At 68.6% G+C, this 25,969-nt stretch carries 27 protein-coding genes; 13 read left to right on the top strand and 14 right to left on the bottom strand.

From position 1 onward, the window contains the following. Positions 1–14: 14 nt before the first annotated feature. The 5 genes from OM960_RS05430 (at position 15) to OM960_RS05410 (ending at position 4,809) form a co-directional block, all read left to right on the top strand. On the top strand, positions 15–815 hold the full coding sequence (locus OM960_RS05430; RefSeq protein ID WP_263333568.1) for a cytochrome c oxidase subunit 3: 801 nt from the start codon (positions 15–17) through the stop codon (positions 813–815). A gap of 69 nt (positions 816–884) precedes the next feature. After that, positions 885–1,565: an SURF1 family protein gene (locus OM960_RS05425; protein ID WP_263333566.1), complete on the top strand. Its 681-nt coding sequence runs from the start codon at positions 885–887 to the stop codon at positions 1,563–1,565. Positions 1,566–1,574: 9 nt separating this feature from the next. After that, positions 1,575–2,966, top strand: a complete 1,392-nt coding sequence (gene thrC, locus OM960_RS05420) for a threonine synthase (RefSeq protein WP_264771297.1) — start codon at positions 1,575–1,577, stop codon at positions 2,964–2,966. Next, on the top strand, positions 2,963–4,225 hold the full coding sequence (locus tag OM960_RS05415; protein ID WP_264771296.1) for a M16 family metallopeptidase: 1,263 nt from the start codon (positions 2,963–2,965) through the stop codon (positions 4,223–4,225). Before thrC ends, OM960_RS05415 begins: the two co-directional genes overlap by 4 nt. Next, entirely contained in the window at positions 4,225–4,809 is a 585-nt protein-coding gene (locus OM960_RS05410; protein WP_264771295.1) for a GNAT family N-acetyltransferase, read from the top strand. The genes OM960_RS05415 and OM960_RS05410 overlap by 1 nt, the downstream gene beginning before the upstream one ends. A 7-nt stretch (positions 4,810–4,816) precedes the next feature. On the opposite strand, the gene OM960_RS05405 is transcribed toward OM960_RS05410, so the two are convergent. Further along, a complete protein-coding gene (locus OM960_RS05405; RefSeq protein WP_264771294.1) occupies positions 4,817–5,713 on the bottom strand; it encodes a helix-turn-helix domain-containing protein in 897 nt (298 codons plus the stop codon). A gap of 174 nt (positions 5,714–5,887) precedes the next feature. Here OM960_RS05405 and OM960_RS05400 point away from each other — a divergent pair, with 174 nt between their 5' ends. Continuing rightward, a complete protein-coding gene (locus tag OM960_RS05400) occupies positions 5,888–6,052 on the top strand; it encodes a hypothetical protein (protein WP_263333557.1) in 165 nt (54 codons plus the stop codon). A 30-nt stretch (positions 6,053–6,082) separates the two neighbouring features. On the opposite strand, the gene OM960_RS05395 is transcribed toward OM960_RS05400, so the two are convergent. Then, a complete protein-coding gene (locus tag OM960_RS05395; RefSeq protein WP_264771293.1) occupies positions 6,083–6,871 on the bottom strand; it encodes a helix-turn-helix transcriptional regulator in 789 nt (262 codons plus the stop codon). A gap of 117 nt (positions 6,872–6,988) precedes the next feature. Between OM960_RS05395 and OM960_RS05390 the strand changes: the two genes are divergently transcribed. The 3 genes from OM960_RS05390 (at position 6,989) to OM960_RS05380 (ending at position 10,485) form a co-directional block, all read left to right on the top strand. Continuing rightward, complete coding sequence (locus tag OM960_RS05390) at positions 6,989–8,131, top strand: extracellular solute-binding protein (protein ID WP_263333553.1); 1,143 nt, start codon at positions 6,989–6,991, stop codon at positions 8,129–8,131. A 77-nt stretch (positions 8,132–8,208) separates the two neighbouring features. Continuing rightward, positions 8,209–9,030: an MBL fold metallo-hydrolase gene (locus OM960_RS05385; protein ID WP_264771292.1), complete on the top strand. Its 822-nt coding sequence runs from the start codon at positions 8,209–8,211 to the stop codon at positions 9,028–9,030. A 42-nt stretch (positions 9,031–9,072) separates the two neighbouring features. Continuing rightward, positions 9,073–10,485, top strand: coding sequence for an FAD-binding oxidoreductase (locus OM960_RS05380; protein ID WP_264771291.1), 1,413 nt, complete (start codon positions 9,073–9,075; stop codon positions 10,483–10,485). Between the two features lie 160 nt (positions 10,486–10,645). Here the strand turns inward: OM960_RS05380 and OM960_RS05375 are convergent, their stop codons facing one another. Then, a complete protein-coding gene (locus tag OM960_RS05375) occupies positions 10,646–11,122 on the bottom strand; it encodes a DUF2269 family protein (protein ID WP_264771290.1) in 477 nt (158 codons plus the stop codon). After that, positions 11,122–12,402 carry an SDR family oxidoreductase gene (locus OM960_RS05370; protein ID WP_264771289.1) on the bottom strand — a complete coding sequence of 427 codons (1,281 nt, stop codon included), beginning with the start codon at positions 12,400–12,402 and terminating at the stop codon, positions 11,122–11,124. Before OM960_RS05370 ends, OM960_RS05375 begins: the two co-directional genes overlap by 1 nt. A gap of 183 nt (positions 12,403–12,585) precedes the next feature. On the opposite strand from OM960_RS05370, the gene OM960_RS05365 reads away from it, so the two are divergent. Continuing rightward, entirely contained in the window at positions 12,586–14,187 is a 1,602-nt protein-coding gene (locus OM960_RS05365) for a SulP family inorganic anion transporter (protein WP_264771288.1), read from the top strand. Between the two features lie 13 nt (positions 14,188–14,200). On the opposite strand, the gene OM960_RS05360 is transcribed toward OM960_RS05365, so the two are convergent. Further along, positions 14,201–14,785 (bottom strand): flavin reductase family protein, encoded by a 585-nt coding sequence (locus tag OM960_RS05360; RefSeq protein WP_264771287.1) that lies wholly within the window; start codon positions 14,783–14,785, stop codon positions 14,201–14,203. 78 nt (positions 14,786–14,863) lie between these two features. Between OM960_RS05360 and OM960_RS05355 the strand changes: the two genes are divergently transcribed. Both OM960_RS05355 and OM960_RS05350 read left to right on the top strand, forming a co-directional pair. Continuing rightward, positions 14,864–15,364 (top strand): GNAT family N-acetyltransferase, encoded by a 501-nt coding sequence (locus tag OM960_RS05355; RefSeq protein WP_263333537.1) that lies wholly within the window; start codon positions 14,864–14,866, stop codon positions 15,362–15,364. A 31-nt stretch (positions 15,365–15,395) separates the two neighbouring features. Next, positions 15,396–16,193, top strand: coding sequence for an EcsC family protein (locus OM960_RS05350; protein WP_263333535.1), 798 nt, complete (start codon positions 15,396–15,398; stop codon positions 16,191–16,193). A 16-nt stretch (positions 16,194–16,209) separates the two neighbouring features. Here OM960_RS05350 and ptsP read toward each other — a convergent pair whose 3' ends face one another. Both ptsP and OM960_RS05340 read right to left on the bottom strand, forming a co-directional pair. Further along, positions 16,210–18,456 carry a phosphoenolpyruvate--protein phosphotransferase gene (gene ptsP, locus OM960_RS05345; protein ID WP_264771286.1) on the bottom strand — a complete coding sequence of 749 codons (2,247 nt, stop codon included), beginning with the start codon at positions 18,454–18,456 and terminating at the stop codon, positions 16,210–16,212. A 95-nt stretch (positions 18,457–18,551) separates the two neighbouring features. Beyond that, positions 18,552–19,427, bottom strand: coding sequence for a LysR family transcriptional regulator (locus tag OM960_RS05340; protein ID WP_264771285.1), 876 nt, complete (start codon positions 19,425–19,427; stop codon positions 18,552–18,554). Positions 19,428–19,650: 223 nt separating this feature from the next. Between OM960_RS05340 and OM960_RS05335 the strand changes: the two genes are divergently transcribed. Further along, positions 19,651–20,055, top strand: coding sequence for an ester cyclase (locus OM960_RS05335; RefSeq protein ID WP_264771284.1), 405 nt, complete (start codon positions 19,651–19,653; stop codon positions 20,053–20,055). Between the two features lie 56 nt (positions 20,056–20,111). Here OM960_RS05335 and OM960_RS05330 read toward each other — a convergent pair whose 3' ends face one another. The 7 genes from OM960_RS05330 to OM960_RS05300 form a co-directional block, all read right to left on the bottom strand. Further along, positions 20,112–21,368, bottom strand: a complete 1,257-nt coding sequence (locus OM960_RS05330) for an aspartate kinase (RefSeq protein ID WP_263333526.1) — start codon at positions 21,366–21,368, stop codon at positions 20,112–20,114. Positions 21,369–21,451: 83 nt separating this feature from the next. Beyond that, positions 21,452–21,826, bottom strand: coding sequence for a YybH family protein (locus OM960_RS05325; protein ID WP_264771283.1), 375 nt, complete (start codon positions 21,824–21,826; stop codon positions 21,452–21,454). Between the two features lie 17 nt (positions 21,827–21,843). After that, positions 21,844–22,491 (bottom strand): SDR family NAD(P)-dependent oxidoreductase, encoded by a 648-nt coding sequence (locus OM960_RS05320; RefSeq protein ID WP_264771282.1) that lies wholly within the window; start codon positions 22,489–22,491, stop codon positions 21,844–21,846. Positions 22,492–22,616: 125 nt separating this feature from the next. Beyond that, the gene (locus OM960_RS05315; RefSeq protein ID WP_264771281.1) at positions 22,617–23,045 is read right to left on the bottom strand and encodes a DUF1178 family protein; all 429 of its coding nucleotides are present in this window, start codon (positions 23,043–23,045) and stop codon (positions 22,617–22,619) included. A 50-nt stretch (positions 23,046–23,095) separates the two neighbouring features. Next, entirely contained in the window at positions 23,096–23,572 is a 477-nt protein-coding gene (locus tag OM960_RS05310; RefSeq protein WP_264771280.1) for an NUDIX hydrolase, read from the bottom strand. A 113-nt stretch (positions 23,573–23,685) separates the two neighbouring features. Next, entirely contained in the window at positions 23,686–24,657 is a 972-nt protein-coding gene (locus OM960_RS05305; protein ID WP_264771279.1) for a threonine dehydratase, read from the bottom strand. A 14-nt stretch (positions 24,658–24,671) separates the two neighbouring features. Continuing rightward, a complete protein-coding gene (locus tag OM960_RS05300; protein ID WP_264771278.1) occupies positions 24,672–25,934 on the bottom strand; it encodes a 3-deoxy-D-manno-octulosonic acid transferase in 1,263 nt (420 codons plus the stop codon). Between the last annotated feature and the right edge of the window lie 35 nt (positions 25,935–25,969).

Genomic DNA, 25,969 nt, shown 5'->3' with positions numbered 1-25,969 from the left:
TCAGGGAAACCGACATGGCGCACGCTAAGAATCACGACTACCACATCCTCAAGCCCTCGCTCTGGCCGCTCCTGGGCGCCGTCGGTGCCTTCGTCATGCTGTTCGGCGCGGTCCTGTGGATGAAGGGCATCACGCCGTTCATGTTCCTCGCCGGCCTCGTGCTGGTCCTCTATGTCATGTACGGCTGGTGGGCCGAAGTCGTGCACGAGGGCAACACCGGTGACCACACCCCGGTCGTCCGCATCGGCCTGCGCTACGGCTTCATCCTGTTCATCATGTCCGAGGTGATGTTCTTCTCGGCGTGGTTCTGGACCTTCTTCAAGCACGCGCTCTACCCGATGACCGAGGGCTCGCCCGCGATCGACGGTGTCTGGCCGCCGGCCGGGATCGAGACCTTCGACCCCTGGCACCTGCCCCTTATCAACACGCTGATCCTGCTCTGCTCGGGGGCGGCGGCGACCTGGGCGCACCATGCGATCGCGCATGAGAACAACCGCAAGGACATGATCTGGGGCCTCGCGCTGGCCTGCGGCCTCGGCGCGCTCTTCACCTTCTTCCAGGCCTTCGAATACAGCCACGCCGCCTTCGGCTTCGCCGGCAACATCTATGGTGCGTCGTTCTTCATGGCGACCGGCTTCCACGGCGCGCACGTGATCATCGGGACGATCTTCCTCCTGGTCTGCATGATCCGCGCGATGAAGGGCGACTTCACGCCCGAGCAGCATGTCGGCTTCGAAGCCGCCGCCTGGTACTGGCACTTCGTCGACGTGGTCTGGCTGTTCCTCTTCGCCGCGATCTACATCTGGGGCGCCTGATCCGGCAGCCCTGACGGAAATCACGGACGCGGGGGGCAAACGCTCCCCGCGTTTCGCTTTGAGGACCCCATGAACCGCGCTCTCTCCGCCCTGATCCTCGGTGCCCTGGGCATCGCCGTTCTGCTGTCGCTCGGCGTCTGGCAGCTCCGACGGCTTGCCTGGAAGGAGGGCGTGATCGCCGCCATCGAGGCGCAGATCGGTGCGGATCCGGTTCGGCTCTCGACGATCGCCGCGCCGGATCCGGCGGCCGATCTCTATCGGCCGGTCACGGTTTCTGGGCGCACCACGGGCGAGGAACTTCTGGTTCTCTCCGGCCGGAAGGGCGAGGGCGCGGGGTTCGAGGTGATCGCGGTTTTCGAGACCGACGACGGCAAGCGCGTGCTGCTCGACCGCGGCTTCGTTCCCGAGGCGGCGCGGGACGATGCCCGCCCAGCGGTGGCGCTCGAGGTCACCGGCAACCTGCACTGGCCCAGGGAGGCCGACAGCTACACCCCTCCGCCCGACGCCGCCACCGGGCTCTGGTTTGCCCGCGATGTGGCGGCGATGTCTGAAAACGTCAACACTATGCCGCTTCTTGTCGTTGCCCGCAAAGTGACCGGCGATGCCCAAGGTATCGTCCCGGTGCCGGTCGACACCTCCTCCATCCCGAACGACCACCGCCAGTACGCGATCACCTGGTTTTCGCTGGCAGGCGTCTGGGCGGGGATGACAGGGTTTCTTCTCTGGCGTATCAGGCAGCGGACCGATTGAGGAACTGACATGCGCTACATCTCGACGCGGGGAGAGGCCCCGGTTCTTGGCTTTGGCGAGGCGATGCTGACCGGGCTCGCCCGTGACGGCGGGCTCTATGTGCCCGAGACGATCCCGACGCTTTCGGCTGACGAGATCCGGGCGCTCGGCGGGCTCTCCTACGAGGAGGCCGCGTTCCGGGTGATGCGGCCCTTCGTCGGCGACGCCTTCACCGACGATGAGTTCAAGAGCGCCATCGCCAGGGCCTACGCGGGCTTCGGCCACAGCGCGCGCGCGCCGCTCGTGCAGCTCGCGCCCAACCATTTCCTGCTGGAGCTGTTCCACGGGCCCACGCTCGCGTTCAAGGATTTCGCGATGCAGCTCATCGGCCAGCTCTTCCAGATCGCGCTGGGGCGCGAGGGCAGGCGGGTGACCATCGTCGGCGCGACCTCCGGCGATACCGGCTCGGCGGCGATCGAGGCGTTCCGCGGCCTCGACAATGTCGATGTCTTCATCCTCTTTCCCGAGGGCCGCGTCTCGGAAGTGCAGCGCCGGCAGATGACAACGCCGGCCGAGGCAAATGTCCACGCGCTCGCGCTGAAGGGCGATTTCGACGATTGCCAGGCGCGGCTCAAGGACATGTTCAACCATTTCGAGTTCCGCGACGCGGTGGGGCTTGCCGGCGTCAACTCGATCAATTGGGCGCGGGTGCTGGCGCAGGTCGTCTACTACTTCACCTCGGCGGTGTCCTTGGGCGCGCCTGACCGCAAGGTGAGCTTCACCGTCCCCACCGGTAATTTCGGCGACATCTTCGCGGGCTACATCGCCAAGCGCATGGGCCTGCCGATCGACCGGCTGGTGATTGCCACCAACCAGAACGACATCCTGCACCGCTGCCTGACCACCGGGCGCTACGAGATGGACGGAGTGAAGCCTTCGATCTCGCCCTCGATGGACATCCAGATCTCCTCTAATTTCGAACGCGCGCTCTTCGACGCCTATGGCCGCGACGGCGGGGCGGTGGCGAAGCTCATGGCCGAGATGAAGGAGACGGGCGGCTTTACCGTGAGCCAGGGTGCGCTTGAGACCCTGCGCGAGCTTTTCGCCTCGGGCCGCGTGTCGGAAGAGGAGACGCTCGCCACAATCGCGGCGATGCACAAGGCGACTGGCGAACTTCTCTGCCCGCATACGGCTGTCGGCGTCGCGGTGGCGGAGGCCCACCGGGACGAAGCCGTGCCGATGATCACGCTCTCGACCGCGCATCCGGCGAAGTTCCCCGATGCGGTCGAAAAAGCCACGGGTCAGCGCCCGGGGCTGCCCGAACGCATGGCCGACCTTTTCTCGCGCCCCGAACGTGTTACATCTGTGCCGAACGACCTCGCCCGGCTGGAGGCGATGGTCCATGAAAGGCGCAAGGTTTGACGACCCAACTGACGACGCTGCCCAACGGCCTCAGGATCGTGACCGAGCGGATGCCGGGGCTCGCCTCGGCGGCCACCGGCCTCTGGCTGACGGCGGGCGGGCGGCATGAACGGCCCGAGCAGAACGGCATCGCGCATTTCCTCGAACACATGGCCTTCAAGGGGACGAAGCGGCGTTCGGCGCTGCAGATCGCCGAGGAGATCGAGGACGTGGGCGGCTACATCAACGCCTATACCTCGCGCGAGATGACCGCCTATTACGCGCGGGTGCTGGAGGCCGACGTGCCCTTGGCACTCGACGTCATCTCCGACATCGTGCTCAATCCGGTCTTCGATCCGAAGGAGATCGAGGTCGAGCGGCATGTGATCCTGCAGGAGATCGGCCAGGCGCTCGACACGCCCGACGACATCATCTTCGACTGGCTGCAGGAGGCGGCCTTCCCGGACCAGGCGATGGGGCGCACGATCCTCGGCCCGGCCGAGCGGGTCTCGACCTTCGGACGCGGGGATCTGACGACTTTCGTGGGCGAGCATTACGGGCCTGACCAGATGATCCTTTCCGCCGCCGGGGCGGTCGATCACGATGCCATCGTCAAGGCGGCCGAGGCGATCTTCGGCGGGCTGAAGCCGGTCGGTAGCGGGCTGATCCAGCCCGCGCGCTGGTCGGTGGGCGAGCGGCGCGAGGTCAAGGAACTGGAGCAGGTCCATTTCGCGATGGGCTTTGAGTCGCCCTCGGTGCGCGACGCCGATTTCTACACCGCGCAGGTCTACACGACCGCGCTCGGCGGCGGCATGTCCTCGCGGCTCTTCCAGAAGATCCGCGAGGAGCGGGGGCTCTGCTACTCGATCTATGCCCAGGCCGGGGCCTATGACGACACCGGCATGATGACGATCTATGCCGGCACCTCGGCCGAGGAGATCGGCGATCTCTGCGGGCTGACGATGGACGAATTGAAGCGCGCCGCCGACGACATGAGCGAGGCGGAGATCCTGCGGGCCCGGGCGCAGATGAAGGCGGGGCTCCTGATGGGGCTCGAAAGCCCCTCGGGCCGGGCCGAGCGGATGGCGCGGCATGTCTCGATCTGGGGCCGGGTCCAGAGCGTGGCCGAGACCACGGCCGAGATCGACGCGGTGAGCTGCGGCGCCGTGCGCGCCTTCGCCGAGCGTCTCGCCGGAGGGGCGACCACGGCGCTCGCGCTCTACGGCCCGGTGGAGGCGGCGCCGGCGCTCGGCCAGCTTCGTGAAAGGCTCGCCGCCTGATGTTCTTCGGGCGGCGCAGGGTCCGGATCGAGACCGAACGGATGAGCCTGCGCCTGCCTGCGCATTCCGACTATCGCGACTGGGTGTCCCTGCGCGAACAGAGCCGCGCATTCCTGACGCCGTGGGAGCCGTCCTGGTCGCCCGACCACCTTACGCGCAAGGCCTTCACCAACCGCGTCTACTGGGCGCAGCGCGCCCAGTCCGGCGGCACCGCGCTGCCGCTGTTCCTGGTCCGCCGCGACGACGAGACCCTCCTCGGCGCGGTGACGGTCGACAACATCCGCCGCGGGCCGGCGCAGGCGGCGACGATCGGCTACTGGATCGGCGCCGCCCATGCGCGGCAGGGCTACATGGCCGAGGCTTTGCGCGCGGTGATCCACCATTGCTTCACCGAGCTCGACCTTTCGCGGCTCGAAAGCGCCTGCCTGCCGGAGAATCTCGCCTCGCGCGGGGTGCTGGAGAAATGCGGCTACAAGTACGAGGGCGTGGCGCAGAGCTACCTGCAGATCAACGGCCGCTGGCGCAACCATGTGCTCTACGCCAACCTGCGCGGCGACCGGCGCGGGCGGACCGAGGCAGGCTGAGCCGCGTTCAGCTTCCGAACACGTCCTGGTAACAGCGGCGCAGGAACGGGCTGCGGCGTCCGAAGATCGAGGCGGGGATCGCGGAGCCCGGCAGCTCCCAGAGCTCGTAGCCGGGATCGAGGCAGTGCGTGCCGAGCCGCGTCATCCCGAGATCGCGGCAGATCTGGGCGCCCCCGAGGGACACCGATATCGAACCCATCCCGTGAAGGTAGACCTCGCGCCGCGCCAGCGTCTCGAGGAAGCTCACGAAGGAGGACAAGAGAAGCGGACCGACCGCTTCGTGGCCACGGCGAATGACCACGGCGGGGCTGTAGCCGAAATAGGTGCCGGGCAGGATCGGCCGGCGCATCCGCTCGAGCGACAGGTCCGCCTCGATCAGCCGGCCGGTGCGGAACAGTTCCTCGTCCTCGGGGTTGAGAAACGGCAGCGTCCATTTCGCCACCATGCGGTCGCCCCGCATCACCACCGCCCAGTGATCGCGGAAGGCGTCGTAGATCGGCAGGAACACCCGTTCATTGGCGGCAAGCTCTTCCGGCAGGGCATCGAACTCCTCGATGGCGAGGGCGATCGAGGCCAGTGCGGCGTCCCGCCAGGAGCCATTGTAGACCGCGTCGACGACCTCATCGTCAAGGAGCCGGTAGGCGCCCCGGGCTGGCGCCGCGCGCCGCGCTTCCCAGTCCTCGCGGCAGGCGACGATCTCGTCGTGGCTCCAGCCAAGCGCCTCGGAGAGCCGGTGTTCGAGGTCGCCGCGGATGAAGGAGAGCGAGCGTTCGTACTTGCCGATGGCATCGACGCTGACACCGAGCATGTCGGCGAGCATTTCCTGGGTCACACGGCCATGCGCGCCGGCATGCGCGCGCCAGGCGCGCAGCTTGGTAGCGAAGAGGGAGCAGCCATCGGTCATCGTGCCTCGGTCGTTGGCGGCCGGAGGGCTCCTAGAATGACCCCATGAGGGGTGGTCTGCCAAGGGACTTACGGGTGGTTACGGGTTCTTCCGCCTCCGCCGGATCGCGTCGGTGGTGGGGCGCGGGGCGCTCGGGCAGTCTTGGATCAGGTTCTGAAGCCAAGGAATGATCCGATGACCCACCGCATTTCCCCCATCTCCGCCGATCTGCTGTTCCTGTCGTCTCGCGAGCCCGGCGCCCGCGTCGACCGGCCAGTTCCCGAGGAGCCTCCGCATGAGCGCAAGACCCGCCGCGCCGGGTGGTTCGCGGCCCTCCGGCACCGGCCGCCGCTGGCCTGACCCCCCGGTTGCCGGAGCTTCTGCGGCGCGTCACGCCTCCTGTGTCATCAGGAACCGTGTCGCCATCGAGAACAGCTCCGATTGCGAGGCGATGCCGAGCTTCGCATAGGCGTGGCGGCGATGCACCTTCACGGTTCCTGGCGAGATGCCCAGCACATCGGCCGCCGTTGGCGTCGAATGACCTCTCAGGATCAGCTGGACGACTTCGGCCTCGCGCGGACTGAGGACATCGGCCCCGAAACCCACCAGCCGGTCGTCGATGACCTCGGCCGCGACAGCCTCGACGGTCCCCTCCGCACCCCATTGTTGCAGAACGGCGGCGCGGATCAGCGGGAACGCCGCGGCGAGGGCCGCATTGTCCTCGGGGGTGAAGACGGGCCGGCGCAGGCGGCGGGCGAGCGACAGGACCAGCCAGCGTTCCGCTCCGTCCGGGATCAGCACGCCGATTTCGTCGCCGATGCGGATCTTGCGGTAGAAGTTGCGGTAGTATTCCGAGCGGAAGAACGCGTCAGGGGCGAGGTCGCGCAGGCGGTAGGCGCCCGGTTCCTGACGGGTACGGCAGGCCTTGTAGAAGGGATCGAGAAGGTAGGGGCCGGTCGCGTAGAAGGCGACGGTAATCGCTGCCTGCACGTCGTCGAGATCGTGAAACAGCGCCTGCGGCGGGGCGCCGCCGTCATAGCGTGTCACCACGAGCGAGTCGAAGCTGCAGCACAGTGCCAGCACGCGGCGGAGTGCGGCGGGAAACCGCGGGCTTCCCAACGCTCCGATCAATTCGGCCAGAGCGGTGCTCCATTCGGCCGGAAAAGATACGCCTTGCATCATCTCGACACTTCAGATGCTATATGCCCCTATAGGTATATGTCTGTAGCTGAATTTACGGTGTTACGCCATAACGTGTAGGCTTTCCCGATCCGAACCGGCTGTCAGGAGGGAAGCATGGCCAAAGCCACTCGCGCCAATTCAGGGACAGGAGCCACCAAGGTGGCAACGCCAAAGACCACGCTACAGGGAGCCGTCATCCTCGGGTGCGCCGTCCTCGCCGCGAGCGGCGCCGGGGCCGGGGAACTCGCCATCTACAACTGGGCCGACTATTTCGCCGCCGACACGATCGCGAACTACCAGGCCGAGACCGGCGTCGAGGTCGCGCTGGATTACTACGATTCGAACGAGGTGCTGGAAACCAAGCTCCTCGCGGGTGGAAGCGGCTATGACGTCGTCTTCCCCGCGGCCGTGAACGCGGAGCGCGAGTTCAAGGCCGGCGGGCTCCTGCCCGTCGACCCGGCGCGGCTGGAAAACTACGGCAATCTCAACCCCGACATCCTCGCCGCACTCGACGCCGTGCCCGGCGGCCGACAGCTCGGCGTGCCCTATACCTGGGGCACGATCGGCATCGCCTACAATCCCGCCCTGGTGGCCGAGCGCATCGGCGATCAGCCGGTGGACACGCTCGACCTCATCTTCAAGCCGGACCTCGCGGGCCGGCTCGCGGATTGCGGCATCGCCATGCTCGATTCCCCGGTCGAGGTCGTGTCGGTCGCGCTGAACTATCTCGGTGCCGACCCCTATTCGGAGGATCCGGGCGAGCTGGCGCGTGCTCGCGATCTTCTCGCCGCGGCGACGGCGTCCGTCCGCTACTTCAGCAACCAGAAGGCCACGGCCGACCTTGCCTCCGGCAATATCTGCGCCGCGCTCGTCTACAGCGGCGACGCCGGCATCGCGCAGATGCGCGCCGAGGAAGCGGGCAGCGGCGTCGAGGTCGCCTATGCGATCCCCCGCGAGGGCACGCTGATGTGGATCGACCTGATGGCGATCCCGGCGGATTCCCGGCGCGTCGACGAGGCCTATGCCTTCATCGACTACATGCTCAGACCGGATGTCATCGCCGACGTCACCAACACGGTCTTCTTCGCCAATGCCAACGCCGCGGCGGATGCCCATGTCGATCCGGCGATCCTCGCCGATCCCGGCTTCTATCCGCCGCCCGAAACGCTGGCGCGCCTGTTCCCGGACCGCAGCCTCGACGCCCGGCCGCTGCGCAGCCGGACCCGGCTCTGGACCGAGGTGAAATCCGGGATCTGACGGCGCCCGGCAGCGGGTGAGGGGCAAAGACGCGGCATCCGGCGGCAAAACGCGCTATGCTGTCGCCGGAGGCTTCCATGACCCTCATCCGGCTTCTTGTTGTTTTGCTGGCTGTGACGGCGGCCTTGCCCGCCGCCGCCCAGAGCCGCCGCCCGAGCCATTGCATCGCCATTGCCGACGCGGCTCCCGGCATCGAATACCTCCACCGTGCCCGCTACGGCGACCCGCTGCCGGCCGACACGGTGCGGCTGTCCTATGTCGGCCATTCGACCTACTTTCTTGAGACCCACGGCGGGCTGTCCCTCGCCACCGACTACACAGGGATGCTTGGTCCCGCCGACGTGGTTCCCGATGTCGTCACGATGAACCGCGCCCACAGCTCGCACTGGACCTCCGAGCCCGACGAACGCATCCCGCATGTGCTCCAGGGCTGGGACTGGACCGGGGAACCCGCCGACCACCATCTCGACCTCGGCGAGATGCTGGTGAGGAACGTGCCCACCGACATCCGCCGCCCGGGCGGCGGGGTGGAGCCCTACGGCAACTCGATCTTCGTCTTCGAGGTCGCGGGGATCTGCATCGGCCATCTCGGCCATCTCCACCACGAGCCGGACGAGGCGCAATATGCCGCCCTCGGCAGGCTCGACGTGGTGATGGCGCCGGTCGATGGCGGCATGACGCTCGACCTGCCGACGATGATCAAGGTGCTGAAGCGGCTCCGCGCCTCGATCGTGCTGCCGATGCACTGGTTCGGCCCGGTGACGCTCGTCCGGTTCCTCTCCGGCATGGAGGACGCGTTCGCGGTCGAGCTGCGCGAGGAGACCGTGCTCGAGGTTTCGCTCGCCACGCTGCCCGCGCGGCCGACGGTGATCGTGCTGATGCCGCGGCTTCTCGACTGAGCGCCCTTGCCGGATGCCGCCGGGCGTGCTTGATCAGGGATCATGCTGAACCCCGCCGACGCTGCCTTCGCCCAACGCCTCGCCACGCTCCTGCCGGAGGGCACGCTCGCGCCGGCGGAGCCGCGCTATCTCGAGGAGCCGCGGCGCCGCGCGGTGACGCCGCAGGCCCTCCTCGCCCGTCCGCGCGAGACGGCGGAGGTGGCCCGCATCGTTTCCGCCTGCGCACAGGCGCGGGTCGGCCTCATTCCCTGGGGCGGCGGCACCGGGCTCGTGCTCGGTCAGGTCCAGCCGGAGGGGCCGGCGCCGGTGATCCTGTCGCTGGAGTGGATGAACCGGCTGCGCGGGCTCTGGCCCGAGGAGAACCTGATGATCGTCGAGGCCGGCATGACGCTCGCCGAGGTGCAGGCGGCGGCGGACGGGGCGGGGCGGCTCTTCCCGCTGTCGCTCGCCTCCGAGGGGACGGCGCGGATCGGCGGCAACCTTGCCACCAATGCCGGCGGCACCGCCGTCCTGCGCTACGGCAATGCGCGCGAGCTTTGCCTCGGGGTCGAGGCGGTCCTGCCCGACGGCTCGGTGCTGAACGGGCTGACGCGGCTCCGCAAGGACAATACCGGCTATGACCTGAAGGACCTTCTCATCGGCTCGGAAGGCACGCTCGGCGTGATCACCGCCGCCACGCTGCGGCTCTTTCCGCAACCGGCGGCGACCGCCACCGCGCTTCTCGCGGTGATCGGGCCGGAGGCGGCGCTTGAGCTCCTGACGCTCGCGCAGATCCGGACCGGCGGCGCGGTCACGACCTTCGAGCTGATCCATGCCCAGGGGCTTCTTTTCCTCGACGAGGCCATGCCCGAGCTGCGCCAACCCTTCGCGGATCGCCCCGACTGGTCGGTGCTGATCGAGATCGGCCTCGCGCCCGGCCTCGACCCCGAGGCGGTGATGACCGGCCTCTACGAGGCGGCCGAGGCTGGAAGCCTTGTCCGCGACGGTGTCATCGCGCAGAGCGGCGCGCAGGCGCGGGCGCTCTGGGACCTGCGCGAGGCGCTGCCGGAGGGTAACCGCCGGATCGGCGCGGTGGTCTCGCACGACATCTCGCTGCCGCTCTCGGAAATCGCGGAGTTCCTGCGCCGCGCCGGGCCGGTGATCGCCGCGATCGGTCCGTTCCGGGTCAACTGCTTCGGCCATCTCGGCGACGGCAACCTGCATTACAATGTCTTCCCGCCGAAGGGCGGGCGTGCCGCCGATCATCGCGACAAGGCCGGTTCGATCCAGCGCGCGGTGCATGACCTCGTCCACGCGCTCGGCGGCTCGGTCAGCGCCGAGCACGGGATCGGGCGGCTCAAGACGCGTGACCTTGAGGCCTATGGCGATCCCGCGAAGCTCGCCGCGATGCGGGCGATCAAGGCGGCGCTCGATCCGGCCGGGATCATGAATCCGGGCGCGGTCCTCGCCCCCTGAGGCGCGAAGCCCCGCCGGTGGAGCGACCGACGGGGCCCGGGCGATTTGAAGTCACATGAGCTGCAAGCTTCGACCGGCTCGCGCCGGCTGACCCGACGCTAGCAGGCAATCCGTTACCGAATGGTTAATTCCGCGCGTCGGGCGCGAACTTCGGCAAGCCTCAGAACCCGAGATCGGGCCGCGCCACCATCAGCCAGAAAACTGCGACCAGCGCGCCGAAGGCGGGCCAGCCAAGTGCGAACCATATCCGGTAGAGGCGCCGGGCTTCGTCCGGCAGCGCCTCACCGCCGGACGCTGCGGCGCCCGCGAGGTCGCGGATCCGGATCTGCAGCGCGACCACCGGCAGCCAGCAGGCCAGCGCGAGGAGATAGAGGCCATAGGTCGCGACCAGCCAGGGTTCGAAAAAGGAAAATCCACTGAAATGGACAAGAATTGCGCCCGTTATCGGCTGAATGAAGCCCGCCGGTGTCGTGAATATCCAATCCGCGACGACGACACCCGTGGCCACGCCATGCACGATGCGGGGCTCGCCGCGCCGCATTGCCCAGACCATCTGGAAGGCGGTGCCGATCCCAGTGCCGAAAAGGACGGTCGAGGACAGGATGTGCAGCCACTTCACGGCGAGGTAGGGATCCATCAGCGTTCCTCCGCCAAGGCGAGGTGTACGAGGATCAGGGCCATCACCGGCAGGTTCTTGAGAAGCTCGCCAAAGGGCGCGAGCCACAGATCCGGCGCGAGGATGCTCAGCCCCGAAGTGTATGCGGCCACGAGCGCGAGCTGCGCCCAGCCCACTTGGCGCGGCCGCCAGTCCCGCAGGAGCGCCGCGGCCAGCGCGAGGTCGAGGAGCCCGCCGGCCCGCGCCAGCATGACGAGCGCGGCCTCGGGCAAGGGCGCGGCGGCGAGGACGGGCGTGAACGCGGCCGGTGGCAGCAGGAGCCCGAGAAGGCCCGAGACCAGCCACATCGCGGCCAAAACCAGCCGGAGCAGCGGTTTCAGAAGGTAGAGCCGCGCCTGCCACAGGTCCTGGGTTCCGGCCGGGCGGCGGCAGAGGAAGCGCGAGACCGGTTCTGGCCGCGCCGCGATCCGCGCGAGCAGCGGCGCGGGATCGGCCGCTATACCCTGCCTGAGCTGCGCCACCGCCGTGGTCGAAACGGGGCCAAGCCGCAATGCATCGCCGACCCGGCCCGCGACCCTCGCGAACCGGTACGGCACCCTCAGGACCGGCGCCGGCGCGAGGCCGAGCCAGCTCCGCAATAGTGCGGAGAGCGCATCCTGGCTCAGGTGCTCGGGGCCGCCGATCTCCCAGGCGCCTTCGGCCGGTCCGGCGCCCGGCGGGGCGGCGAGGCAGTCGGAAACGACGGAGGCGAGGTCATCCGCGTGGATCGGGTTGCAGGGCTCCGCGCCCGTGCCGACGACGACGCGGCGCACGGGCAGTGCCGCGAGCGCGCGGAGAAGCGAGGAGCCGCCGTAGGACGTGTCGGCCAGAACCAGGCCGGGCCGGAGGATCGTCACATTTCCTGCGGCGCGCGCCACCGCCTCGCCGCGCCGACGCCAAGCGGCGAAAGGCGTGTCGGCCGTGATCCCTACCGCCGAGATCAGCACCGCCCGGCCCCCGTCCCGCGCCGCGTAGGCCGCGCGTGGCGCGGCCTCGTGGACCGCGGCAAAGGCCGCGTCCGCGCCGGTCAGCAGCCCCGCTGCGATGACGAGATGCGTGCCGTCGGCCAGATGCGGCGTCCAGAAGGCCGGAGTGTGACAGGCGGGATCGCAAAGATCGACGCGGAGCACGGCGAACCCCATGGCCGCTAGCCGCTCCGGCCGCCGCGCCACGGCCACGACCGCGTGCCCCCCCGCTCGCAGCGCAAACGCGATGTGACGGCCGATAAACCCGTCCGCGCCGAGGACAAGAACCCGGCTCACCATCGTGATCCGCCCGTCGCCATGCCGAAGCCTGCCCGTTCGTTTTCTTGGCCGCAGCCTAGATGCGGGGCCGGGCGGTGAAAAGGGTGCCCGGTGCTCCGGGGGCATGCCGCTTGAGGGTTTATTTCGCGGCCGTTTGCCGCTAGACGGGGCGTCGCGAACAGAAAATCCCCGAGGTCCACGATGCCCCGATCCGCGCTTGCGGCTTTTGCCGCTGCCGTCTCGCCGTCCCATGCGCCGGCCTTCCCGCTTTCCGCCGCAGGGATCCGGACCGAGGTGCTGTCGGGCCTCACCGTGGCGCTCGCTCTGGTGCCCGAGGCGGTGGCCTTCGCCTTCGTGGCCGGTGTCCATCCTCTCGTCGGGCTCTATGCGGCCTTCCTCGTCGGGCTGATCACGGCGCTGATCGGCGGCCGGCCCGGCATGATCTCGGGCGCTACCGGCGCGCTCGCGGTGGTCATGGTCAGCCTCGTCGCCGCGCATGGGGTCGAGTACCTCTTCGCCACCGTCGTCCTGATGGGGCTGATCCAGATCGCTGCGGGTCTCCTGAAGCTCGGCAAGTTCATCCGGCTCGTGCCGCATCCGGTAATGCTCGGCTTCGTCAACGGCCTAGCGATCGTCATCGGCCTCGCACAACTCGAACATTTCCGCCTGCCGGACGGGCAGGGCGGGCATGCGTGGCTGAGCGGCGGGCCACTCGCGACGATGCTGGCGCTCGTCATCGCCACGATGGCGATCATCTGGGTGATGCCGCGGCTCACCCGCGCCATTCCCGCGCCGCTGGCCGGAATCGGTATCGTCGCCGCGCTGGTGATTGGCTTCGGCATCGAGGTGCCGCGGGTCGGCGACCTCGCCTCGATCCAGGGCGGGCTGCCGTCCTTCCACATCCCCGCCGTGCCGTTGAACTGGCAGACGTTCGAGATCATCCTGCCCTATTCCGTCATCCTCGCCGCGATCGGCCTCATCGAGAGCCTCCTGACCCTCAACCTCGTCGGCGAGATCACCGGCAAGCGCGGCGGGGCGAGCCAGGAATGCGTGGCGCAGGGCGTGGCCAACACGGTCACCGGCTTCTTCGGCGGCATGGGCGGCTGCGCGATGATCGGCCAGTCGATGATCAACGTCACCTCGGGCGGGCGCACCCGGCTCGCTGCCGTCGCCGCGGCGCTGTTCCTTCTCTCATTCATCCTCTTCGCCGCGCCGTTGATCGAGGAGATCCCGCTCGCCGCGCTCGTTGGCGTGATGTTCATGGTGGTGATCGGCACCTTCGCCTGGCAGAGCTTCCGCGTCCTGATGAAGGTGCCAGCGACCGACGCCGTGGTGATCGTCCTCGTCACCGCGATCACGGTGGCGACCGACCTCGCCACCGCTGTCGTCGCCGGAGTCATCGTCTCGGCACTCGCCTATGCCTGGCAGAACGCCAAGCGCATCCATGCGACGATCCGCGAGACCGAGGACGGGGCGAAGGTTTACGCGGTCGAGGGGCCGCTCTTCTTCGGTTCGACCGACGGGTTTGGCGAGCTTTTCACGCCCGAGGCCGATCCCGACCGGGTGATCGTCGACTTCGCCGCGAGTAGGGTTGCCGACCAGTCGGCGCTGGCCGCGATCGAGGCGCTGGCGGCGCGCTACGAGGCCTTTGGGAAAACGCTGTCACTGCGCCATCTCAGCCGCGACTGCCACCGGCTTCTCAATCGTGCCGGCCAGCTGATGATCGACAGCGACGACGACCCCGAATACGGGATCGCGGTCGATTACGACGTGAAGGCCGGGGCGTTCGGCGCGGCGCATTGACCGCTTGAGGCGCTTACTCCTGACCGGGTCGCAGCATCTCGAAGACCTCGGTCACCACCGAGTAATCGCGGTACCCGCCGCGCGCGAGCGGCTGGAACCGGGTCACGTCGAAGCGTCCGTCGACGAGGCAGTCGTCGCGGAGGTGGATCCCGGTGACCTCTCCGAGGACGAGGAAATTGTCGCGGCCGAGCAGCTCCACGATCCGGTTGATCCGGCATTCGAGCACCGCCGGCGCGCCACGGACATGCGGGCAGGGGATGGTCACGCAGTCGTCGCGCTCGACCCCGGCGAGGGTGAACTCGTCGGTGTCGGGCGGGTAGGTGCCTGAGGTCAGGTTCATGCGCTCTCGGGCCGCGTATTCGACGATGTTGACCGCGAAGACGCCGCTCTCCTCGATGTTTCGAAGGCTGTCCTTGCGACCGGTCGAGGCGAACATGACCTGCGGCGGTGTGTAGGCGATGCCGTTGAAGAAGGAATAGGGCGCGAGGTTGTCGCCCGTCGTCCCGCGCGAGGAGATCCAGCCGATCGGCCTGGGCGTGATGATCGCGTTGAACGGGTTGTGCGGCAGTCCGTGGCCGTCGGCCGGGCGGTAGAACATTGCGGACCTCATAGGGTTTGAACCGATCCTGCCCGCATGTTAGGGGCGATTTCCAGCGGATTCGGGGAGTGGCGCGGCTTGTACAGGCTCGAGGAGGAGACCGAGGCGGACTGGTGGGAAGTGGAGGCGCTTTACGACCTCTGCTTCGCGCCTGGGCGGACGGCGCTGTCCTCCTATCGCCTGCGCGACGGCGTCGCGAAGGTGGCGGAGCTGTGCCTCGTCCTGCGCGACGTTGACGGCACGCTCGCAGCGGTGATCCGGTACTGGCCGGTCCTCGTCGGCGGGCGGCGGGTGCTGCTCCTCGGGCCGGTCGCGGTCCACCCGACCCGCCAGGGCGAGGGGCTGGGCGGCATTCTCATCCACGAGAGCCTCGCCGAGGCGGCGCGGCTCGGCTGGGAGCGGGTGCTTCTCGTCGGCGATCTGCCCTATTATCGCAGGTTCGGTTTTGCCAGGTTGGAGGGTGTCGAGATGCCGCCGCCGACCAACCCGGACCGGGTGCTCGGCCGGGCACTCAAGCCCGGCGCATGGGACGGGGTGAGGGGCACGGTCACCAAGTTCCAGGAGACGCGGCCCGATTGAAGCGGCGCGGAGCGGTGCATATCTCTGGAAGATGAAGAACGATGCCGCCCTTCCCGAGCCGGTGCCGCCGCAACTGCCGGTTACAGCGCTGCCACCTGACGCGCTGGCCGAGATTTCGGTGCTGGCGCTCAGGCTCCAGCGCGCGAACGGGCCGGTGATGCGGGCTCTGAACGCCTTCGGGGGGCGGATCGAGGCGCGGATGACCGGCCTGCCGGAGAACCTGCGCCGCCTGATCGAGACCGGGATGGTCGAGATCCTTGCCGGTGCCTACGAGGTCGCCGGCCGGGTAGGAGCGCACCGGGCGTTGCCGGACACGGGCAACTGGGGCCACCGCGCCGCCGTCGCGACGGGCGGGGCGCTCGGTGGGGTCGGCGGGCTCGGTACGGCGCTGGTGGAGCTTCCGGCCACCATCGCGTTGTTTTTCGGGGCGATGCAGAAGGTCGCCGGGCAATATGGCTTCGACCCGGCCTCGGCCGAGACGCGGGCGGTCTGCATCGAGGTCTTCGGCGCCGGCGGGCCGCTCGCGGAGGATGACGGTGTCAACACGAGCTTTCTCGGCACGCGGCTCGCGGTCAATGGCCGCGCGGTGCAGGCGCTCATCCAGCAGGTGGCGCCGACGCTCGCGGCGGTGATCGGGCGCAAGCTCGCAACCCAGGCGGTTCCGGTGATCGGGGCGGCGGCAGGCGCGGGTCTCAACCTCGCCTTCCTGTCCTACTACCAGGAGATGGCGCATGTCCGGTTCGGCCTGAAACGGCTTGCCGATCGGTACGGGGCCGCGCCGGTCGATACCGCGTTCCGCGAGGACGTGAGACGCCTCCGCGCGGGTTAGGTCCGCGCCTCGGTTGTCAGATGTCCTGCGTCGACAGCCAGTTCATCACGCCGGCGCGGATGTTCGTGACGCCGCTCGCGCATTCGCGGTCGATCACCTCGCGCAGTTCGGTGAGGTCGACCCGCCGGATCAGGTGCTTGACCGGACCGATTGATGCCGGCCGCATCGACAGCGTCCTGAGGCCGAGCGCGGCGAGGCATAGCGCCTCGATCGGCCGGCCGGCATCCTCGCCGCAGAACGACAGCTCGGTGCGGGCTTCCTCGCAGCGGGCGACAATCTGGCGGATGAACGAAAGGAAGCTCGCGTTCAGCATGTCGTAGCGGCGCCGGACCTGCTCGTTCTCGCGGTCGGCGGCGAAGAAGAACTGTTTGAGGTCGTTGCCGCCGATCGAGATGAAATCGGCAAGCTCGAAGAACTCCTTCGGCGCGAAGGCGAGCGACGGCGTCTCCAGCATAGCGCCGATCTCGAGCGCGCCGGGCAGCTGGTGGCCGAACTGGCGCTCGCGCTTGACCTCGTCGAGCAGCATCTGGCGGGCGGTGCGGAACTCGTCGAACTCCGCGATGAAGGGGAACATGACCGAGAGCGGCCGGCCCTTGGCCGCGCGCAGGAGCGCCTGGAGCTGCATCCGCATTACGCCCGGCTTGTCGAGCGCGACGCGGATCGCGCGCCAGCCCATCGCCGGGTTGGGCTCCTCGACGCGCTTCATGTAGGGCAGCACCTTGTCCGAGCCGATGTCGAGGGTGCGGAACACCACGCGCTTGCCCTTCGCGGCATCGAGAACGCCGGAATAGATGTCGGCCAGCTCGCCCCGCTTCGGCACATGGGCGCGGATCAGGAACTGCAGCTCGGTGCGGAAGAGGCCCACCCCCTCGGCGCCGGAACCGGCGAGCGAGGGCAGGTCGGCCATCAGCCCCGCGTTCATGTGCAGCGCGACCGTCGTGCCGCATTTCGCGGTCGCGGGCAGGTCGCGCAAGGAGGCGTAGCGGCTCTGCGCCTCGGCCTGCATCGCGATCTTGTCGCGGAAGGCGGCGGCGACGGTGTCCTCTGGGCGCAGGTGGACGACGCCCTGGTCGCCGTCGACGAGGATCGCGTCGCCATTCAGCGCCTCGGTGGTGATCCGTTCGGCATGGATCACCAGAGGGATCGCGAGCGCGCGGGCGACCACGGCGGCGTGGGAGCCGACGGAACCCTCCTCGAGCACGATCCCCGACAGCTTGCGGCCGTAGTCGAGAAGCTCGGCCGGGCCGATGTTGCGCGCGACGAGGATCGGGTTCTCCGGCATCTCGGCACCGGTATCGGCGCCCTGTCCGGTCAGGATCCTGAGAAGCCGGTTCGACAGGTCGTCGAGGTCATGGAGCCGGTCGCGCAGGTAGGGGTCGGGCACCGACTCGAGCCGCGCCCGCGCCGCCGACTGCTCCTTCTCCACCGCTGCCTCGGCCGAGAGGCCGCGGGCGATGTCCTCTTCCATCCGCCGCATCCAGCCGCGGGAATTGGCGAACATCCGGTAGGCTTCGAGGACCTGGCTCTGCTCCTTGTCCTGACCGTCGGTCATGGTCAGCATCGCGTCGACCGAGAACCGGAGCTGCTCGACCGCCTCCTTGAGGCGCGCGCGTTCCTTCTTCGGATCGTCGCCGACCGGGTTGGTGATCACGACCCGGGGCTCGTGCAGCCAGACCTTTCCCTCGGCCGCGCCCTCCTGGCCGGTTGCGCCCTTGTAGAGCACCGGCTGCTGGTGCAGCGCCGACAACGCCTCGCCCTCGCCGACGAAGGCGCCGAGCTCGGTCATCTCGGCCAGCACCATCGCGACGACCTCGAGCGCGTAGATCTCGTCGTCGGAAAAGAGCCGGGCCTGCTTCGACTGCACGACGAGCACGCCGAGCTTCTCGCCGAGACGCTGGATCGGAACGCCGAGGAACGAGGAATAGATCTCCTCGCCGGTCTCGGGCATGTAGCGGAAACCCTTCTCTGCGGGCGCGTTGGCGGTGTTGACCGGCACCGAGGACTTGGCGACGCGGCCGACCAGACCCTCGCCGAGCCGCATCCGGGTCTTGTGAACCGATTCCGGCTTCAGGCCTTCGGTGGCGCACAGCTCCAGCGTCTCGTCATCGCGGAAAAGGTAGATCGAGCAGACCTCGGATCGCATCGAATCGGCGATCAGGTGGGTGATGCGGTCGAGCCTTTCCTGCCCGGCGCCGGGCTCGGCGAGCGTGTCGCGCAGACGGCGTAGCAGCTTTCGGCTTTCGCTTTCGGTACGGTCAGGCATCGTCTTTCCTCAACGCCCTGCGCGGCGCCTGCCCCGGTTAGAGCACAGCGTGAGCGAAAACGAAACAACCTGATGATGTGCCGGACAAGGGACTGTTAGCAGGACGGAAACGGGCAGCGTCCGTCGAAGAGGTCTGCCTTTTCATTGTGCAGTTCGGTCAGGAAATCGATCACCGCGCGAACGCGGGGCGCCCGGTGGATGTCGATATGGGTCACCGCCCAGAGCGTGCTGCGTTCGACGATATCCGGCCGCCACCGTCGCAGCCTCGGATCGGCATCGGCGACGACGCAATCTATGAACCCCACGCCGAGCCCCGCGCGCACCGCCGCGATCAGGTGGCCTTCGGTGTTGCCGCGCAGCGCCACCCGGCTCTCCGGCAGGTGCCGCGCGAGCAGTTGCATGAACCCGAGCGCCTCGCGTTCGCGGGGCAGGCCGATGACCGGCGGGGCCGGGCCGAAATCGCTCTCGGCCGCGCAATAGAGCGACATCGCCGTCGGCCCGATCCTGATGCCCACCGCGTCGGGCTCGGTTGGCTGCATGACGCGCAGCGCGATGTCGGCATCACGGCGCGACAGGCGCAGGACGTCGAAGCCAGAGGCGAGCGTCAGTTCGAGCCCCGGATGCTTCGCCAGGAGGCGCGGCAGGTTGGGCACGATCAGCGCGTCGATCATCGCGTCGAGTGCAGTCAGCCGCACCGGCCCCTCGACCCGGGTGTCGTGGCCCTGGATCCGGCCCTCGGCCGACAGCGCCATTTCCTCCATCTGCTCGGCCTGGGCGACGGCGATCTCGCCCGCGGCGGTCGGCCGGTAGCCGTCTGTGAGCCGGTCGAAGAGCCGCGTCGCGAGCTGGGACTCGAGCGCGAGAACCCGCCGTCCGACGGTGGTGGGATCGACCTGCAGGCTGCGCCCGGCCGCCGCGAGGGTGCCTTCGCGGGCCACCGCGAGAACGTATTTCAGATCGTCCCAGTTCATGGCTGCATTTTTGCATGCCGAAACGGTGAAATCACTTGTTTTCGACGGGTGCCGTCGTCGGCGATACTCGACCACAGGCCAAGAGGTCACAAGAAAACTCAACGATACAACAGGATACCGCCTGAGAAAGGAGGAAACGATGCGTGTGCATCGAACCGCCGCGTCATGCATTCTTGCCGTGACGCTCGTTACCGCCCAGCCATCCCCAGCAGAGGAATCCGCCATGACCGATACCCAGCTCACCGATCTCGTCGCCCGGTTCGAAACCGCCGTGAACGGGCATGACGCCGCACTTGCCACGGATCTCTTCAGCCCCGGCTTCGTCGATCACGCGCCCTGGCCGGGCCATACCCCCGACGCGGCGGGCTTCACCGCGGGGCTCGCGGAGATGACCGAGGCCTTTCCCGACTTCCGGGTCGAGGTGCTGCAGACGGTGGCCCAGGGCAACATGGTCACCTGGCGCTTCGCGGTCAGCGGGTCCCAGCTCGGATCGTTCATGGGGGCGCCGGCGACCGGCAAGACCTTCAACATCGAGGCGGTCGACATCCTGCGCATCGAAGACGGCCGCATCGCCGAACATTGGGGCGTGATGGATTCCGCGACGATGATGGAGCAGCTCGGGCTCTAGCGGCCGGAGTCCGGTTGCCGAGAGAAGCGGCGGCCCGTCCGGGGCCGCCGGACCGCTCAGGCCTTCTCGAGCGCGAAGGCGTCGTGCAGCGCCTGCACCGCAAGTTCCATGTACTTGCGGTCGATCAGCACCGAGACCTTGATCTCGGAGGTCGCGATGACCTTGATGTTGATGTTCTCGGCCGCGAGGGCCGCGAACATCCGCGAGGCCACGCCCGACTGCGAGCGCATGCCGATGCCGACGACCGAGACCTTGGCGACCTCGGTGTCCACCACGAGATCGTCATAGACGATGGTGCCGGCGGCGCGGGCATCCTCGAGCGCCTTCCGGGCCCGCGCGACCTGGTTGGTCGGGCAGGAGAAGGTCATGTCGGTCACCGCCATCGTGTGACCCTCGTAGTTCTTCTCCGAGATGTTCTGGACGATCATGTCCACGTTGATCCCGGCTTCGGCGAGGGGGCCGAAGATGCCGGCGGCGATGCCCGGCCGGTCCTCGACCGTGACGAGCGTGATCTTGGCTTCGTCGCGGCTGTAGGCGACGCCCGAGACGGCTTTCGATTCCATGATATCCTCCTCGTCACAGACCAGGGTTCCGGAGTTTTCGTCGGTTTCCTCGAACGAGGAGAGCACCCTGAGGCGCACCTTGTAGCGCATCGCCAGCTCGACCGAGCGGGTCTGCAGGACCTTGGCGCCGAGCGAGGCCAGTTCCAGCATCTCCTCGAAGGCGATCTTGTCGAGCTTGCGGGCCTTCGAGGTGATGCGCGGGTCGGTGGTGTAGACCCCGTCCACGTCAGTATAGATGTCGCAGCGTTCCGCCCCGAAGGCGGCGGCGAAGGCGACGGCAGTGGTGTCGGAGCCGCCACGGCCGAGCGTGGTGATCCGGCCTTCTTCGCTGAGGCCTTGGAAGCCGGCGACGACGGCGACCTTGAAGCCTTCCTCGAACTTGGCGTCGATGTTCTCGCGCGGGATCGACACGAAGCGCGCCGAGGAATGGGCCGAGGTGGTGTTGATCGGCACCTGCCAGCCCTGCCAGCTGCGCGCCGGGACGCCCATCTCCTGCAGGCGGAGCGCCATGAGCCCGGCGGTCACGTTCTCGCCGCTCGCCACGACCGCGTCATATTCGCGCGCGTCGTAGAGATGCGAGGTCGTCTCGACCCAGCCCACGAGTTCGTTGGTCTTGCCCGACATGGCCGAGACGATGACGATCACGTCATAGCCGCGCTCGACCTCGCGCTTGACCTTTTCGGCGGCGTTGGCGATGCGGTCGAGATCGGCCACCGAGGTGCCGCCGAATTTCATCACGAGAAGCGGCATTCCGGCCCCCCTGTCGCCCCGAGTCAAGTCGCGCGCTTCTTATGCGGGCGTTGGGCGAAGGGCAAGGGGCGACCGACGTCGCGTCAAGCCCCGAGCAGCGGCGGATCGTCGCTCGTCAGCGAGCAATGGCTGATGAGCCAGCTGCCGTCCTCCTGCCGCCTGAGCAGGTTCAGCGACTTGCCGTCATCCGAGCCGTCGCCCTCGGAATAGGCCACGAGGCACCAGCCGAGGTCGCCGGCCGATCCTGCCTCGATCACGGTCAGCGTCTTGGCGCCGCCAGGCGCGGTCCAGTCGCGGTGCAGCGCCTCGATCGCGGCGCGTCCCTTCGTTTCGGGCGCGTAAGGTGACAGGAGAACCGCGTCCAATGTGAAGAGCGCCGCGCAGCCCCTGGCGTCGCCGGCGCGATAGGCGGTCACCATGCGGTCGAAGAGGGCTTGCGCCTCGTCCCGGAATGTCATGGTCGGTTCTGTCCGCGTCACAGGGGAATGGGTCGTCCGGCGTAATCCTCGTAGCAGCCGGTCGTCGCGACGCCGAGCGCGTCGAACCGGTTCAGCAGCCCGTCGACCGAGGTCGCGACGTCGATATCCGCGTCGGTGCCGCCCATTTCGGTCTGGACCCAGCCCGGGTGATAGATGCCGACGGCGATGCTATCGAGCGCGAGATCGGCCGCGAGGTTGCGGCCAAGGTTGACGGCGGCGGCCTTGGAGGCGCGGTAGACATAGCTGCCGCCGGGCGCACGGGCCTGTGAACCCATCACCGAGGGGATGATCGCGATCTTGCCCTGCGCGGCGCGGAGATTGGGCAGGAGCGCCTGGACGGTCAAAAAGACGCCGGTGACATTGGCGGCGAAGCTCTCGGCCCAGATCGAGGCCGGATAACCGTCCGCGAGGTGCTCGCCCCGGTCGAGATAGACCCCGGCATTGCACACGAGCAGGTCGAGCGGTGCCGCCCCGAACGCCTCGGCCATCGCCCGGATCGACGCCGGGTCGATCACGTCGAGGGTGAGAAAGCCTGCGCCGGCGCCATGGCGCGTCGTGCCGATCACCGCGTCACCGCGCGCCCGGCAGGCGTCGAAGAGGGCTCGTCCGATGCCCCGGTTCGCGCCGGTGATCAATATCCGCATCTGCCCTTCCGTTGGATCATCCGCCCCGAGCGCGGGCCGAAAGGTGGGTTGGGCCTCAGCCTAACCCAAGGCGGGGCGCCGGAAAACCCCGCGGGCATCGCGCCGCCGCCGACGACGGCCGGGCGTCAGTTGGTTTTTCGCGCCGGCATGAAGGGCAGGGGCGCGACCGGGATGCCGTCCTCGATCAGGCGCTTGGCATCCTCTACCCGCGCCTCGCCGTAGATCGAGCGTTCCGGCGCCTCGCCCTCGTGCATCGCCCGCGCCTCGGCGGCGAAGTTGAGGCCGACATAATCGGAGTTCTGCTCGATCTGGCGGCGCATCGCGGCAAGCGCCTCCTCGGCCTTGCTCGCGGGTTTCGACAGCGGAGCCTCGACCGCCGCCGCCTTGCGCGCCGGGCGCACGGCCGGGGCCATCAGGGTCTTGGTGACCGATGTCGAGCCGCAGACCGTGCAGGAAATCATGCCCGCGCCGAGCAGCCGGTCGAAGGCCTCGGCGGACTGGAACCAGCTTTCGAAGCTGTGGTCGTCGGCGCAGGAAAGCGCGTAGCGGATCATGGTCCCACCCTGAAGAGTCACTGCTCTATTTGTGCAGAACGCCGCAAAAATCAAGCGTTTCCGGCGATGCAGCAGTTCAGCTTCGACGGGTCGAAACTCGCGAGCATGTCCTTCAATTCGGGCTCGTCCACGCGCGCGGCGGCCTTGGCCGGTGCGAACCATTTGCGGCGCCGCTGGCCCTTCTCGGGATAGTCGGAGCACATTTTCTCGACTTCAAGCGGGAAGACCGAGACGACGACGGGCTGGACCGAGCCGTCGTCCATGACCTTGTCATAGGTGAAGAGCCCGGTGCAGTGGTCGCAGGCCCAGCCCTTGGCGCCGGCTTCCTCGAACGCCTCCTGGCGAGCCGCTTCGGCATCGCTCTTGCCTTTCATCGGCCATCCCTTGGGGATGACCCAGCGCCCGGTGTCGCGGCTGGTGATCAGGAGGATCTCGACCCCCTTCTTCTTCGTCTGCCGGTAGCACAGGGCTGCGAACTGCGTTGCCGCCTTTCTCGCGGCAGAGGATTTCCCGTCATGCTTCTTCATTGGCTGCCCGAGGCCCTCGGAGACCCCAGTCCCTCAATAGATACCGCTCTTTGCATCCCGTTCTTTCGTGGGAATGTGACGAGCCTAGCACGGAACCGCGGGCGTCGCCACTGTCACGGGGCGGGCGTGGTCCCGCCGAGGATCGCGGCGAAAGGACCGGTGTCGATATTGCCGCCCGACAGGATCACGCCGACCCGACGGCCGCGCATCCGCGCGCCTTCCTGCAGGAGCGCGGCGAGCGCCGCCGCCCCGGCACCCTCGGCGACATTATGGGTATCGGCGAAGAGGATTCTGACCGCGGCGGCGACCTCATCCTCGCTCACCGCGAGGATCCGGGCCGCGCCCGGTCCGTAGACGTCGAGCGCGGACTGCACGGGAACCCGGACCGCCATCCCGTCGGCGAAGGTGCGGGCGCTCGCGGTCTCCACCGGCTGCCCGGCCTCGGCCGAGAGCTTCGCGCCGGCGGCCTCGGTCGAGACCACGCCGATTACCTCGGTCGAGAGCCCGAGCGCGTCGCGCGCCGCGATCACGCCGCAGATGCCCGAGCCGCAGCCGATCGGCACGTAGACGGCGTCGAGCGGCGGGGCGGCGCGGAAGAACTCGAGCCCGTAGCTTGCCACGCCGCGCACCAGCTCGGTGTGGTAGGGCGGCACGGGGAAGAGACCCTCGGCCGCGGCGGTGCGCATCGCCTCCTCGCGGGCGGTGTCGAAATCCTCGCCGAACTCGCGCAGTTCGGCGCCGAAGGCGCGCATCGCGGCGTTCTTCTCGACCGAGTTACCGTGGGGCACATAGACGACGGCGCGTAGGCCGACGGCGCGGGCGGCGCGGGCCTGGGCCTGGCCGTGGTTGCCGCGCGTCGCGGTGATGATGCCGGGGCAGTCGGGGTGGGTACGCCTCAGCCAGTCGATGAAGGTGATCGCGCCGCGGGCCTTGAAGGCGCCGGTGGGGCCGTGGTTCTCGTGCTTGACCCAGACCTCGGCGCCGGTCCGCGCGGCGAGCTGGGGCCAGGCATATTGCGGCGTCGGCGGCATGTGGCGGTGGACGAGGCGGGCAGCGTCCTCGATCTCAGGGAGCGTGAAGAGCATCGGTCTTTCAGGTTTCAGGAGGCGAGCGCGGGCAGGCCGGTTGCCTCCCCGAGTGCCGTGTAGAAGGGGTCGAGTGCCGCACCGGCGGCAAGGGGGGCGAGGGCCGCGGTGGCGGCGGCGGCGAGCCGCGCCCCGGCCTCCCCGTCGGCAAGCGCGACGATTCCGGCCGCGAGCTCGGCGGCGCTTGCGACGTCGATCGCGGCCTTGGCTTCGGCGAGCGCGGTGTAGGCGGGGGCGGAGTTGGAAATGTGCGGGCCGTGCAGGATCGCCGAGCCGTGGGCGGCGGGCTCGAACGGCGTGTGGCCGCCGCGGTCGACGAGCGATCCGCCGACGAAGGTCATCCCGGCGGCCCGGTACCAGAGGTCCATCTCGCCCATCGTGTCGGCGAGGTAGACGGTCGTGTCCGGGTCGGGTCGCGCGCCGCGCGAGCGGGTGGCGAAGGCAAGGCCGCTCGCGCGGATCAGCGCCTCGATGGCGTCGCGGCGCCGCGGATGACGCGGGGCGAGGATCAGCCGGAGGCCGGGGATCTTCAGGCGCGCCCTGGCGAAGGCGTCGAGGACCGCCGCCTCCTCGCCCTCGTGGGTCGAGGCGGCGAGGAGCGTGGTTTCACGAGGAAATGGAAGCGATTCAGAGGTGTTGCGGGCGGTTGTTGCGGATTTGAGATTCACGACCGGGCCGAACCGGGCGGAGACGAGGCCGAGGTCGCGGAACCGGCCTTCGGAGCCGGAATCCTGTGCCGACAGGTAGCGGATCGCGCCGAGGATCCGGGCGGTGAGCGAGCGCAGGCGGGTCCAGTTGCGATAACTACGCGCCGACATCCGGGCGCCGATCACGAGGACCGGGATACCACGCGCGGCGCAGGCGGCGAGGCGTTCGGGCCAGAGCTCGTTCTCGATGACGACGAGCGCGGCGGGCCGCCAGCGGTCAAGGAAGCGGCGGACCGCGCCGGGATAATCGAGGGGCGCGAGGTCGGCGTGCAGGCGTGTCTGCTGCCAGCTTCGCGCGAGGTCGCGCCCGGTCTCGGTATTCGCGGTGACGAGGATCGACAGGCCCGGTGCGCGGGCGATGAGGGTGTCGATCACCGGCCGGGCCGAGGCCAGTTCACCGTTCGAGGCGCCATGGATCCAGACGAGCGGGGCCGCGCCATCGCGCTTCGGCCCGCGCCCGAGCCTTTCGTCGAAGCTCTCGTGTGCGAGGCGGCCCATCGCCACCGCGATCTGCAGTCGGAGCGCGTAAAGCCGGAAGGCGATCTGGGCGAGGAGGCGGTAGAGGAGCACGACGGGCCGGCCTTGTTGCGGTCGGGTCGGACTAG

The sequence above is a fragment of the Defluviimonas salinarum genome (assembly GCF_026013545.1).
Taxonomy (GTDB): Bacteria; Pseudomonadota; Alphaproteobacteria; order Rhodobacterales; family Rhodobacteraceae; genus Albidovulum; species Albidovulum salinarum.
This window is presented reverse-complemented; position numbering and strand designations above follow the sequence as displayed.

Coding starts and splice junctions, on each gene's coding strand:
- OM960_RS05430 (WP_263333568.1), top strand. CDS start 15: ATGGCGCACGCTAAGAATCACGACTACCACATCCTCAAGCCCTCGCTC.
- OM960_RS05425 (WP_263333566.1), top strand. CDS start 885: ATGAACCGCGCTCTCTCCGCCCTGATCCTCGGTGCCCTGGGCATCGCC.
- thrC (WP_264771297.1), top strand. CDS start 1,575: ATGCGCTACATCTCGACGCGGGGAGAGGCCCCGGTTCTTGGCTTTGGC.
- OM960_RS05410 (WP_264771295.1), top strand. CDS start 4,225: ATGTTCTTCGGGCGGCGCAGGGTCCGGATCGAGACCGAACGGATGAGC.
- OM960_RS05405 (WP_264771294.1), bottom strand. CDS start 5,713: ATGACCGATGGCTGCTCCCTCTTCGCTACCAAGCTGCGCGCCTGGCGC.
- OM960_RS05400 (WP_263333557.1), top strand. CDS start 5,888: ATGACCCACCGCATTTCCCCCATCTCCGCCGATCTGCTGTTCCTGTCG.
- OM960_RS05395 (WP_264771293.1), bottom strand. CDS start 6,871: ATGCAAGGCGTATCTTTTCCGGCCGAATGGAGCACCGCTCTGGCCGAA.
- OM960_RS05390 (WP_263333553.1), top strand. CDS start 6,989: ATGGCCAAAGCCACTCGCGCCAATTCAGGGACAGGAGCCACCAAGGTG.
- OM960_RS05385 (WP_264771292.1), top strand. CDS start 8,209: ATGACCCTCATCCGGCTTCTTGTTGTTTTGCTGGCTGTGACGGCGGCC.
- OM960_RS05380 (WP_264771291.1), top strand. CDS start 9,073: ATGCTGAACCCCGCCGACGCTGCCTTCGCCCAACGCCTCGCCACGCTC.
- OM960_RS05375 (WP_264771290.1), bottom strand. CDS start 11,122: ATGGATCCCTACCTCGCCGTGAAGTGGCTGCACATCCTGTCCTCGACC.
- OM960_RS05365 (WP_264771288.1), top strand. CDS start 12,586: ATGCCCCGATCCGCGCTTGCGGCTTTTGCCGCTGCCGTCTCGCCGTCC.
- OM960_RS05360 (WP_264771287.1), bottom strand. CDS start 14,785: ATGTTCTACCGCCCGGCCGACGGCCACGGACTGCCGCACAACCCGTTC.
- OM960_RS05350 (WP_263333535.1), top strand. CDS start 15,396: ATGAAGAACGATGCCGCCCTTCCCGAGCCGGTGCCGCCGCAACTGCCG.
- ptsP (WP_264771286.1), bottom strand. CDS start 18,456: ATGCCTGACCGTACCGAAAGCGAAAGCCGAAAGCTGCTACGCCGTCTG.
- OM960_RS05340 (WP_264771285.1), bottom strand. CDS start 19,427: ATGAACTGGGACGATCTGAAATACGTTCTCGCGGTGGCCCGCGAAGGC.
- OM960_RS05335 (WP_264771284.1), top strand. CDS start 19,651: ATGACCGATACCCAGCTCACCGATCTCGTCGCCCGGTTCGAAACCGCC.
- OM960_RS05330 (WP_263333526.1), bottom strand. CDS start 21,368: ATGCCGCTTCTCGTGATGAAATTCGGCGGCACCTCGGTGGCCGATCTC.
- OM960_RS05325 (WP_264771283.1), bottom strand. CDS start 21,826: ATGACATTCCGGGACGAGGCGCAAGCCCTCTTCGACCGCATGGTGACC.
- OM960_RS05320 (WP_264771282.1), bottom strand. CDS start 22,491: ATGCGGATATTGATCACCGGCGCGAACCGGGGCATCGGACGAGCCCTC.
- OM960_RS05315 (WP_264771281.1), bottom strand. CDS start 23,045: ATGATCCGCTACGCGCTTTCCTGCGCCGACGACCACAGCTTCGAAAGC.
- OM960_RS05310 (WP_264771280.1), bottom strand. CDS start 23,572: ATGAAGAAGCATGACGGGAAATCCTCTGCCGCGAGAAAGGCGGCAACG.
- OM960_RS05305 (WP_264771279.1), bottom strand. CDS start 24,657: ATGCTCTTCACGCTCCCTGAGATCGAGGACGCTGCCCGCCTCGTCCAC.